Here is an 11541-nt window from a genome sequence, read left to right as displayed (position 1 = left end):
GGTATGGACATCATTTGCTTAGATCCGGAAATGGAGTATGTGGATCTGACCTTGAATTTAGAAGGCTGCTATATCGATCTGACCGGCGGCGAGTACATCATAAACGTATTGGAACCGAAACGATGGGAAGAAGAAAGAGGTTCTGTGGTATCTAGGCACCTTTCCTTCCTGCGGGATTTTTTCCGTTCCTATAAGTATTTCACCAGTGCCGAAATCGATGTGCTGGAGATTTTTATGGAGCAGCTTTACAGGGAGAAAGGAATCACTGATGATACCAGACTTTCAAATCTGACTCGTACGGATTACCCAATTTTATCGGATTTATATGCCTATGCGGAAAATGTTTTGAATGGCTATGAGGACGGCAAACGAAATATTTTCACCAGAGAAACGGTACGAAACCTCTGTCTGAAACTGAAATCCATTTGTATTGGTGCAGACAGTAAATTTTTCAATGGATATACCAATATCACTACAGATAAATTTATCTGCTTCGGTGTCAAAGGTATCATGGAGACTGATACATCCATTCGAAATGCGATGTTGTTCAATGTGCTTTCCTATATGTCAGATGCACTGCTGACCAAAGGCAATACAGCAGCATTTATTGATGAATTATATTTGTTTTTAACGAACCTGACTGCTATTGAATATATCCGAAATGCTATGAAACGAGTGAGAAAGAAGGATAGTGCTGTGGTCATCGCCAGTCAGAATATTGAGGATTTCAATCGGCAGGATGTAAAAGAAATGACGAAACCGCTGTTTGCCATTCCCACACACCAGTTTTTATTTAACCCAGGTAATATCTATAAGAAGGAGTATATCGAAATGCTGCGGTTGGATGACTGTCTGTTTGATCTGATCAGTACCCCGACCAAAGGCGTCTGTGTATTTCGTCATGGTTCGGAAGTTTATCATCTGGTGGTCAAAGCGCAGAAATATAAAGAAGAATTGTTTGGGAATGCTGGAGGACGATAAGGAGGGATTTAGATGAAAGATGAAAAATTAAGAGAAACAAATCTGGTACATGGACGAAGAAATCTGGTAGGGATTTATCAGTTGAAAAAGGATAAATCTGAGTATCATTTCATGAATACGGACTACCTCCGAAAACACGATATGGCAATTAGCAGAGAAAATTATGAACTGATTTATATCGCGCCGCTGCGGGTGTTCGACAATCCAGAAAAAATTTTCAGAAGGTTCAATCTGGAACGACCAAAGGATTTTAAAGGGCACTCCTTATCTGTAGGTGATGTGATTGTAATGAATAATGGCAGAAAGGTGGATGCTCTGTTTGTTGATTCCGTTGGTTTTACGGATGTGCCGCAGTTCCTTATGGAAATTAAACAGACCAATGATATCCGTATTGTGGAACAGATTGACCATTTGACTGACGGGGATACCGTTTATTTATACGATGGTGAATATCTTTTTGTAGAGCAGGATCAGAAAGTTGACTGGCAGAATTGGGATCAGATTTTGTATGGAAAGGGTTCGGCTGGGGAACAGTTTAGCTTTCATATTTCGGAGGTGGAAAAGGTGGTTTCCAAAGATGACGTGGAATATTTGCGATACCATGAACGGTTTATCCATCATTTTTATGTGGTAGATGATCTGAATGCTGCACCCCTTGCAGTCACATCTTACGAAAGGCTGGATGATGCCGTGGAAGCCTACCGAAACCTGCCAGAGAGCAACTGGAAAGCATTAGGCATCGAAAAGATGGAGATTGGAGCGATAGATTTTCTCCAGTGTATTTCTGGCGAGGATACACTGATTTCTGATTTCAAGAAATCCAGTGATTGGATGAATCCTGAAGTCTACGCCATTGTACAAGAATTAAAGGAGTCTCTTCAGTTGGAAGAGGAGCAGAGCATGGAGGAAAATATGCAGATGATGTAAGGAAAGTGGGGATGCGAATTGTCAGCAACAGCAGTGATCCTTGCGAAGAAGGCGTTGGATCTGGCACACGATAAACGAGTTAGAACGCTGTTTGCATCTACCGTTGTGGGTATTGTGGTTGTCATTCTGCTGCCGCTTTTGACGATTGTTTCGATTGTCAATGGAGAGGCAGGATACAGTAGAGAAATCGCTAAGATTGTATTTGATGGTGGCCCGATTCCAAGCGGTGCATCAGAGGAACTGACTGATTATATGGAGGAGATGATAGAGGCATTTGATCAGATAGAAATAGCAATAGAAGAGATGGATGCGGAGGGGATTGACGAAATCAAGGTCAAGTCCTTTTTTTATGTCCTTTATTTTATGAAAGATTTATCTGAATTCGGCGAGGAATTTTATGAAGACTATGTGGATTGCTTCGATGGCTGCGAGGATGACGAGACGATATATTCGGCGCTGGAAGATTATCTTTCTATGGCGTTTACAGGTCAACAGAAAGAGGAAATCCGAAGTTTGTATCTGTATATCCGATATGGTTATACAGTAACAGATAAAATGATTGGTATCCCCGGTGAAGCTTTCAATGACGAAACTTTTGCACAGTTGATGAGTGAGGCAACGAAGTACATAGGATTTCCGTATGTTTGGGGCGGCAGTTCACCAGAAACAAGCTTTGACTGTTCCGGATTTGTATGTTGGGTCTATACCCATTCTGGTGTTCATAATTTGCCAAGAACTTCTGCCCAGGCTATCTATAATAAGTGTATTCCGGTGCCAAAGAACGAAGTGAAGCCTGGGGATCTGGTGTTTTTTACAGGGACATATCAGAGCAGTAATCCTGTGACCCATGTTGGTATTTACGTTGGAGATAATCAGATGCTCCATTGTGGTGACCCTATTGGCTATGCGAACTTGGGTAGTTCCTATTGGATCAAACATTTTTATGCATACGGAAGGTTATGAGGAGGTAGATCGATGAAGAAGATTGAAATAGAAGATTTGAAAAATATCAGGGAAGGGCTTGTGATCCCCGGCTGTGGTGGTGATCTAAACGAATGGATTGATGGCATCCATCAGATGCTGCGGCAGGAAGGAATTTTGAAAAACGATAGCAGTTTTGATGAGGTCTATGCCTTTGATTATGATGACGTTCCTCATCTGGTATTTGAAATGAAGGATGTGGAACTTGACATTGGAAAGCTGGCTATTTGGCGGCTCAATACCCATTATATCTTTGGTGGAACATGGCTCAGTGATTTCAAGTTCAACCGCTTTGGATGGGATTATGAAACGGCTAAGCCTGAGAAACCGGACTGTGAATTGATCGGTCAGAATGGCAATATCTTCAATCTGCTTGGCATTGCAGCAAGAACTTTGCGGGAAAATGATATGCCTGAACAGGCAAAGGAAATGACGAAAAGAGTAACACAGGAAGCAAAGGACTACTATGAAGCGTTAAATATTATTGGGGAGTATGTGAATATCACAGGCCCTGAAGAAGAGCCACAAATGGAGATGTGATTGAAAAATAATTTCTGCTGTGGTGTCGTAAAATGAAGAATAGTGTTAGGAGATGTAGAAAAATGCTGATTAGAAAAGCGACAATGGAAGATCTGGCAGCATTAGTTGCGGTGGAAAGAGAGTGTTTTCCTCCCTTAGAAGCGGCGACAGAAAAAGATTTCAAAGGACGTCTGGAGCATTATGCTGACCATTTCTGGTTATTATTTGATGGAGATAAACTGATTGGATTTGTGGATGGTATGGTGACAAGCATTCCAGATCTGACGGATGAAATGTATGAAAAGGCTGAGATGCATGATGAAGCAGGCGATTGGCAGATGATTTTTGGTGTGAATACGATCCCTTCTTATCGCAGACAGGGATGTGCGGAAGCGTTGATGAAACAGGCAATCGCAGATGCAAAAGCCCAGGGAAGAAAAGGTCTGGTGCTGACTTGCAAAGATAAACTGCTGCACTATTATGCGAAATTCGGTTTTGTAGACGAAGGTGTTTCAGAGTCTGTTCATGGTAATGTAGTTTGGTATCAGATGAGATTGGTATTCTGATCTGCAGTAAAATAATAGAATGGAGGTGAGCCAATATGCCAAATATGATGTACGAAGAAAATATGGTTGTTCCTTATGACTTCGATGATATGGAAATCAATGAGGCGTTGGCTGACTTTCATCGTGAGAGTATAGAATTGCTGGAACGCCGAAAGAGGCAGGCGACCAAAGAAAAAGTTGGGCTGGCGATATTGGCTTGCGCCTTGGCTATTTGCATGGAGATTCTTATCTTTCATAGTCTTTGGTCAAGAGGGATCGTGTTTAAAGTAGTAATGGTGGTTACACCGTTGTTGGCGCAGTTGATTAGTTATCTTTTGGTAGATCTGAAGTATAAAACATTGGATCTGGAAGATGGCTTCTTCCATCGAGACTTCCAATTTGCCTTTGAAAATAAGTTGGTTTATATCTTCAAAGGTCAGTTTGAAAGGATCACGAAGATAGAAAAAGAATGGATTTATGTGATCGCAGGGAATTATTTGTGGCGAGTGAAAAATATGCTACAGACAGTATCAGAGCTGGAAGGTAAGAAGGTATTGCTGGTATTGGTGAGAAATTTATATGATGACGATGTACCTTACGACTGCGTCTATGTGAAACAAATTTAATATTAGAATTGAGAGGAACTGTGGAAACACGGTTTCTTTTTATGTTGAGGTGATAACAATTGAAACAATCTGTAATTCAAATCAAATTTAATTCAGAAAAGTATAATGCTTTGTTGCGGTATGCTAAGAAAAAGGAAATCTCTATCGAAGCAGAACTGTCAGATACGGTGGATAAACTTTACAAAAAGTTGGTACCTGCCGATGTAAGGGAATATATTGAGGAAAAGGATGAATTAGTAAAACAGAAGCCAGTTTCAAAGAAGCAGGTAGAGGAAATAAAAAAAGACCTTGTTGAAGAAATTTGTGATAGTAATATGGAATGAAAGTGATGTATGGTATAATATAAAAAGAAAGTTAGGGGTGTTGATATGGCGTCTGAAAATGAAAATAAAATGAAAAGAATACTGGATAATACGGCGATGTCTGCAAAGATGGAAGGCTATGATTTAACACCTAAGATGAGAGAACAGTGTATGGATATTCTTTCAGGAACAAAAAGTTTGAAAGAGTGTATTACAGAAATTGGTATAAAATACGATGAGAATAACAGCAAGGAGGAAGGATAATGGCATTAAAACCAATCAAAATATATGGTGACTGGACAGAAGGATACGCTATGGATGTACATACGGTACACAGTGAAATTGTCGGAGAAGATGTATTTGGTCATCCTATTTTTAAGAATGACAGAAGCAAACTTGGTGAATTGCTTTACCATTTCAAATATAAAAATGTATATGAAAATCTGGATTTGATTATGGAGGAAATAGAACCTTTTCTCGATAGTTGGGCTGCTTTGAGAAGCGTTGATATAGTAATTTCTGTGCCTCCTTCAAAACCAAGAGTGTATCAACCAGCTGAAGAAATTGCAGATGCAATTGGCAAATATATTGATCGAGGCTTCTATAATGATGTTCTTTTAAAAACATCTTCAATTCAATCAAAAAATTTGGATGGAGAAAAAGATGCACTGGAGGGAACGATTTCACTACAAAAGTTCGCAAAAAGAGAGTATAATATACTTATTGTGGATGATCTTTATATGACTGGAAGATCCCTTAATGAATGCGTAAGAGCATTAAGGGAAGACGAAAAAGTGAAAGACATTTTTGTTCTGACGATTACGAAAACCAAAAATAGTAGGTGATATCAATGAAAGTTTTTATTGCAGGACCTCGAGCTATAAAAAAACTCGATGAGAAAGTAATTAAAAAATTGAATACTATGGTTTCAAAAGAATTTACTATTCTTGTTGGTGATGCTAATGGCATTGATACAGTTGTTCAGAACCATTTTGCACAGCAGCTTTATAAAAATGTAGTTGTTTATGCGTCGGAAGGTAAGGCGAGAAATAATATTGGTGGCTGGAACGTAGAAAATGTTTCGGTAAAAAAAGGCATCAAAGGCTTTCAGTATTATGCTGCAAAGGATTTGAAAATGGCTGAAGATGCAGATTGCGGTCTGATGATTTGGAATGGCGAGAGTAGAGGTACTCTGAATAATATTCTGAATTTAATTAGCATGGATAAAAAAGTTATGGTGTATTTTCAGCCTCAACGCGAATTCTATGCAGTAAAGAGTTTTGAGGATGTAGAATCCTTAATAAATCTCTGTGAACAGAAAACAAAAGAATTGTTTGATAAATTATTAAGCGAAAACAAACAGATTAAAGAATATCTTGAGAATTTAAACTTTCAATTAATGCTCAATATTGTATAATGCAATGTTTAGAAAGCAGAGAAAACAAAAAGGCGGACAGCAGTGTCTGCCTTTTTTGCACCCTGTCCGCCCGTGTGCGGGCTTTTCAGAACGAAGGCGAGGAGGTGAAGGGCTAAAGGGATTTCGCGGAATTTCCTCCTGTTTTACGAAAGGAGCGATGAACAGCCTCTGTTTGGAATGAAAAAGATCGGTTTTGCCAGCAAACCGAGAAAGGCGAAAATACTTGCAGGTTAAAGGCAGGCATCAGATTGCCGCCGAATTCTCTCAAATCCCCACAGTGTGGGGATTTTTTGCTTTAGTCGACTGACATCAGAAATGAAACACTGACATCAAAGCAAAGACAGAAAAGGCAGATGAAATCATGTTCGCTTAGGGAAAAGTGGGTTGTATAGTGACCTCAAGTGTGACATCTACAGAATTTTGCTTCTGATGATTGGATTTCAGCGGAAAGGAGTGGTGTGATTGGGACGTAAATATACCGAAATTGAACTGGAGCAGAAACGAACCAAAGTGACGATTCGTTTAACGGAAAGGAGCATGTTGAAATGTACAGAGGGAATGGTGCTGTCCGGCATGACAGTCAGGAATGATTTTATTGAACGGGCGATAGAATTCTATTCCGGATATCTGGCTGCCCAAAGTCATACGGCATTTTTATCCGATGTGATTTTAGAAGCCATAGATGGCTCCATTTCTTCTACAGAACGGCGGCTTGCAAAATTGCTTTTTAAAATAGCTGTTGAAATGGCAAAACTGGAGCAGATGCTGGCTTCGATCAATGAGATGGATGATGAAACTTTACAAAAACTACATATTCGCTGTGTGAATGAGGTGAAGAAAATCAATGGCATCATACGCATGGAGGATGCCGTGAAATATCAGAGAGGAGAATAAATGTCGAGGATTATTTTTACATCCAGATATTTGAAAAACGCTGGAAAAGGAAAGGTGAAAAATTATGTGAAGTATATTGCGACCAGACCTTATGCGGAAAAATTTTCGGTGGAAGATATGGAAGCGGCTACAGAAAAACAAATTCAATGGATCGAAAAAGAATTGAAGAAAAATCATGAACTGAAAGAACGATGCCAATTTGTATATGAAGATTATCTGCAACATCAAACCAGAGCAAATGCGACTGAACTGATCAGCAGTATCGCAGAACAAAATATATTTCAATCGGGAGAGATAGATAACTATGTTGGTTATCTGGCAAAAAGACCCAGAGCAGAACGGAGTGAACAAGGACACGCTCTCTGGAATGGATCTGATAAAACCATTGATTTAAATAAAGTAGCAAAAATGGCAGCGGAACATAAAGGTATTATTTGGACTCATGTCATTTCCATTCGCAGAGAAGATGCGACAAGACTTGGTTTTGATCATGCAGATGCATGGAGAGATATTGTGAAAAGCCATGTGCCGGATATTGCAAAGGAAATGAATATCCCTCTTGAAAATCTGGTGTGGTATGGAGCCTTCCATGATGAAGGGCATCATCCGCATATCCATTTGATGTGTTATTCAAAAAATTCGAGAGAAGGGTTTTTATCTAACAAAGGAATTGAAAATTTGCGAAGGACTTTTGCAAAAGATATTTTTCGGGATGATCTCTATCACATCTATGAAAAGAAAGATGAGATGCGAAATTCTCTGAAGGAACTTTTCGATACTAAATTGAAAAAGGCCATCGGTGCGGAGCATGAAGGTAATCCGTTGGCAGAAGCGTTGCTCTTGAAGTTGGCTGAGAACTTGAAAACAGCGAAACATAAAAAGGTATATGGAAGGCTGGATCGAGAAAATAAATTGCTGGTCGATGCTATTGTTTCTGAAATCAGCAGGGATGAGAAGATCAATGCAGTCTATCAAAGTTGGCTGGGATTGAAGGATGAGGTGCTTTTTACCTATCAGAATAAAGAAAAAGCAAGACGAAGGCTGGTAGATGAGCCGGAATTCCGAAATATCAAAAACCTGGTTTTGAAAAGTGCAGTTCGATTATCAGAAGAAGCGGCTGTGTTTCAAATCGAGCAGGAAGAAGAAACCGAAGAACAGGCTGAAGTACAGAAAACTCTAGAGGAAATCAAAAATCAGGAGCATGAAGAAAAGATGTATCAGGATTTTGCAAGAACTAGATCCAAACAGGAATTTCTGCGTCTGCTGAAAAATATCAGTCGTATGATAGAAGATGATTATCATAGGCAACAAAAGGTGATTCCGACGACTGAAAAGAAACTGTTGAGAAAAATCAAAGAGAAAAAAGAAGCCCTTGGACAGAAGATGTAGGAGGTGAAAGGAATGCGATGGAAAAGATATAGAGTCAATTTGGAACTGACTGGAATGACCAGAAAACGTGCTGCGGAGATCATGGGAGAACTATTTCAAACGAAGGCGGAGTATTCCTTTGACGGAGATAAATATATGGTGAAAGACAGCAGGGGAAGAGAATGGATCGTTGCTCCGGGCGAAAATATTCGTTCAGAAAGATATCTAAATGGAAGAATGGTTGGTGCAAACCATCTCTATCACATGAAGATATGTTCTCCTCTGTTATATGAATCTGATTTTGGTATGCTCAGTAAAGTTGTTACGGGATTGGATTTGGGCGGTGCAGTGACGAATGAAACAACAAATCTGGTGATCACTCTGGAGGCTATAGGGATTGAGAATAAGGAACGCTACCAGACGAATTTAGAAAATATTTTTTCAGGGAAAGGTGTATTATTCCAAAAGGCACTGGAAAGAGAATTTGATGCATTGGCTGACTGCTCTCAGATGGATGAAAACGGTACAGTAGCTTTCCCGATTTTCAAAAGCACTTTGAAGGAACAGGAAGTGATGAGTTGTATTCAGTTGACACAGACGATTAGTAGCTATGCAGAAAAACAGAAGAAAATCAGTCAGAAAGAAAATGACTCACCAAACGAAAAGTTTTTGTTTCGTACTTGGCTTGTACGGGCAGGTATGGTAGGGGATGAGTTCAAATTTGCAAGAAAGATGTTCACAGAAAATCTGCAGGGCAATTCTGCATGGCTGAAGAAATATGAAGAATCTGTACAGGTGTTACCAGAACCAGAGGAAACATTGGAATTGTCAGAACCTGAAATGAGTATGTGATGAGCCGAGAGGCTCTTTTTTATTTCCAGAAACGAGGGAAGAATGATGGCGTATTATACGAAAGAACAAATTGATAAAGCAAATAAAGTGGACCTAGAGGAGTATCTTCGTTTTCGAGGGGAACGTCTGAAACAGACCGGTAGTGAAAGTCGATTGATTTATCGAGATTCTACCGGAGAGCATGATAGTATTTCCGTTCGTGGGAACCGTTGGTATGACCATAAAAATCAGAATGGCGGATATACAGTGAAATTTCTGCAGGAGTTTTATGGACTGACATTCAAAGAGGCGATGCAGGAGTTGCTGAACGGAGAAATCCCGGAATATCGAAAAGATGAAACAACAAATTTTGAAGTGAAAAAGCCGAAGGCAAAATTCCAATTATCTGAAAAGGCTGACAACATGAAGCGACTATTTGCTTATCTGACAAAAACGAGATTTCTGTCTACGGATGTGGTGAAATTCTTTGTGGAACAAAAACTGCTCTATCAGGAGAAAATGCATAACAATATCGCTTTTGTGGGAACGGATAAAAATGGTATTCCGAGATATGCCAGTGAGAAGTCTGCTGCAGACGGTGGCTTCAAAATGACTGTGAGGGGTTCTGATGCTCAGTATGGATTTTGCTGGAGAGGTGGTGGACGGAATCTGTTTGTTTTCGAAGCGGCGGTGGATCTGCTGTCCTATATTACTCTATATCCAGAGGAATGGCAAAAAGAAAACTATATTGCTTTGGATGGGGTATCCCCGAAACCGCTTTTGAAATTCGTGGAGGATCATAAAGAAACGATCATGGATGTCTACATTTGCACAGACTATGATCCCGCTGGTATCGAAGCGGCAGAAAAGTTGATGGATTTACTTTTGGCAACGGGTTATTCGACGGAACAACTGCATAGGGAATACCCTTTTTATAAAGATTGGAATGAGCAGCTGAAGGCTGAAAATAATGTAGAACCAATCCTGCCTCAGGCGCATCCGAAAAAGGTTACTTATCATAAAATCGTTCGAAGGCTTGGGATTATAAATGCCAAGACGGAAGAACCTTATATGAAGTGGAAAGAGAATGGCTTTGCCAAAAAAAGGATCATTTTCTATATCGAGGGCATTAAAAAAGAATTTGAGCAGGTACAGAAAGAAGCAGAAAACAAAATAGAGGGAACCCTGAAAAAGTTGGAAGCAAGCCTGCTTCGTATGGCAGATCTTTCGGTGGATCTGATTTGTGTGATCGAAAATCAACAAGAGTTACCGAAACTAACGGTATATCAGAATACTGTCATGGAATTGGAAAAGGCATACAAGGCATATCTTGATCATTCAAAAATGAAGGCAAGGCTCAATACATTGCAAAAAGAGATTGGCTGTTTGGAAAAAGCATTGCAAAAAGACAGTCAGTCTCTTTTTTTATGTCTGAAAATGATTGCAGATCTTTCGATCAAAGCTGCAGTTTATATCAAAACGGACTATCCCTTGGAACTGGAACGACGAAATAGTATTCTGGATGCCAGAAAAAATGAAATTGAAAAACTGGATATGAGGTAAAGGAGATGAAGATATGTCAGATAGATTGATGGCAGTAATCCCTTTGGGTTTGCTTTTTGGAGCATTTATCCTTCTAATGATGTTTCTGGACAGAAAAACATTGGACATTAAAAGCAAGACAGTTGGTGATGGACAACATGGCTCTGCCAGCTTTGCGACTGCAAAGGAAATCGACCAGAACTTCAAGCGGATCGATTATGAGCCCAAGAAATGGAGAAAAGAGAATCCAAAGAATCTACCACAGGGAATTATTATCGGAGCAACATTTCAGAAGAAAAAAGCGAAAGCGATCATTGAGGAAGGCGATGTTCATGCACTGATGATCGGTGCAGCGGGTGTTGGTAAAACAGCAAAGTTTCTATATCCCAACCTAGAATACTGTTGTGCTTCGGGGATGAGTTTTGTTACGACAGATACGAAAGGTGATTTGCTCCGCAGCTATGCCCCTATTGCAGAGAAATATTACGGCTATGATATTTCCGTATTGGATTTGCGAAATCCGACCCAGAGCGATGGCTTCAATATGCTCCATATGGTGAATAGATATATGGACGCTTACTTGCAGAATGGTAATCTGATAGATAAAG

14 protein-coding genes and 1 pseudogene are annotated in these 11541 nt (G+C 39.8%); all 15 read left to right on the top strand.

Annotated features, from left to right (window positions below):
- Positions 1–981, top strand: a pseudogene (locus tag IJ369_RS08980) (type VI secretion protein); the annotation flags it as partial.
- Between the two features lie 12 nt (positions 982–993).
- Positions 994–1908, top strand: a complete 915-nt coding sequence (locus IJ369_RS08975; RefSeq protein WP_290718284.1) for a YodL domain-containing protein — start codon at positions 994–996, stop codon at positions 1906–1908.
- An 18-nt stretch (positions 1909–1926) separates the two neighbouring features.
- Positions 1927–2871, top strand: coding sequence for a C40 family peptidase (locus tag IJ369_RS10955; RefSeq protein WP_290718281.1), 945 nt, complete (start codon positions 1927–1929; stop codon positions 2869–2871).
- A 12-nt stretch (positions 2872–2883) separates the two neighbouring features.
- Positions 2884–3429, top strand: coding sequence for a hypothetical protein (locus IJ369_RS08965; protein ID WP_290718279.1), 546 nt, complete (start codon positions 2884–2886; stop codon positions 3427–3429).
- Positions 3430–3491: 62 nt separating this feature from the next.
- Positions 3492–3974 carry a GNAT family N-acetyltransferase gene (locus IJ369_RS08960; protein WP_290718277.1) on the top strand — a complete coding sequence of 161 codons (483 nt, stop codon included), beginning with the start codon at positions 3492–3494 and terminating at the stop codon, positions 3972–3974.
- 35 nt (positions 3975–4009) lie between these two features.
- Positions 4010–4579, top strand: coding sequence for a hypothetical protein (locus IJ369_RS08955; RefSeq protein WP_290718275.1), 570 nt, complete (start codon positions 4010–4012; stop codon positions 4577–4579).
- Positions 4580–4638: 59 nt separating this feature from the next.
- Positions 4639–4902 (top strand): DUF6103 family protein, encoded by a 264-nt coding sequence (locus tag IJ369_RS08950; protein WP_290718273.1) that lies wholly within the window; start codon positions 4639–4641, stop codon positions 4900–4902.
- A 45-nt stretch (positions 4903–4947) separates the two neighbouring features.
- Complete coding sequence (locus IJ369_RS08945) at positions 4948–5145, top strand: hypothetical protein (RefSeq protein WP_290718271.1); 198 nt, start codon at positions 4948–4950, stop codon at positions 5143–5145.
- Positions 5145–5726: a ComF family protein gene (locus IJ369_RS08940; protein WP_290718269.1), complete on the top strand. Its 582-nt coding sequence runs from the start codon at positions 5145–5147 to the stop codon at positions 5724–5726. The genes IJ369_RS08945 and IJ369_RS08940 overlap by 1 nt, the downstream gene beginning before the upstream one ends.
- A gap of 5 nt (positions 5727–5731) precedes the next feature.
- Positions 5732–6298 (top strand): hypothetical protein, encoded by a 567-nt coding sequence (locus IJ369_RS08935; RefSeq protein WP_290718267.1) that lies wholly within the window; start codon positions 5732–5734, stop codon positions 6296–6298.
- 462 nt (positions 6299–6760) lie between these two features.
- The gene (locus IJ369_RS08930) at positions 6761–7192 is read left to right on the top strand and encodes a hypothetical protein (RefSeq protein WP_290718265.1); all 432 of its coding nucleotides are present in this window, start codon (positions 6761–6763) and stop codon (positions 7190–7192) included.
- Complete coding sequence (gene mobP3 / locus IJ369_RS08925) at positions 7193–8581, top strand: MobP3 family relaxase (protein ID WP_290718263.1); 1389 nt, start codon at positions 7193–7195, stop codon at positions 8579–8581. It abuts the gene before it with no gap.
- A gap of 12 nt (positions 8582–8593) precedes the next feature.
- Positions 8594–9412 carry an amidoligase family protein gene (locus IJ369_RS08920; protein ID WP_290718261.1) on the top strand — a complete coding sequence of 273 codons (819 nt, stop codon included), beginning with the start codon at positions 8594–8596 and terminating at the stop codon, positions 9410–9412.
- Between the two features lie 42 nt (positions 9413–9454).
- Positions 9455–10954 carry a DUF3991 and toprim domain-containing protein gene (locus tag IJ369_RS08915; protein WP_290718259.1) on the top strand — a complete coding sequence of 500 codons (1500 nt, stop codon included), beginning with the start codon at positions 9455–9457 and terminating at the stop codon, positions 10952–10954.
- A 76-nt stretch (positions 10955–11030) separates the two neighbouring features.
- The coding region (locus tag IJ369_RS08910; RefSeq protein ID WP_290718286.1) for a type IV secretory system conjugative DNA transfer family protein at positions 11031–11541 on the top strand (511 nt) is incomplete at its 3' end.

The organism is Anaerotignum sp., from assembly GCF_017483025.1.
Taxonomy (GTDB): domain Bacteria; phylum Bacillota; class Clostridia; order Lachnospirales; family Anaerotignaceae; genus Anaerotignum_A.
Note: the sequence above shows the minus strand (reverse complement) of the source record. Positions and strands in the feature narration are given on the sequence as shown.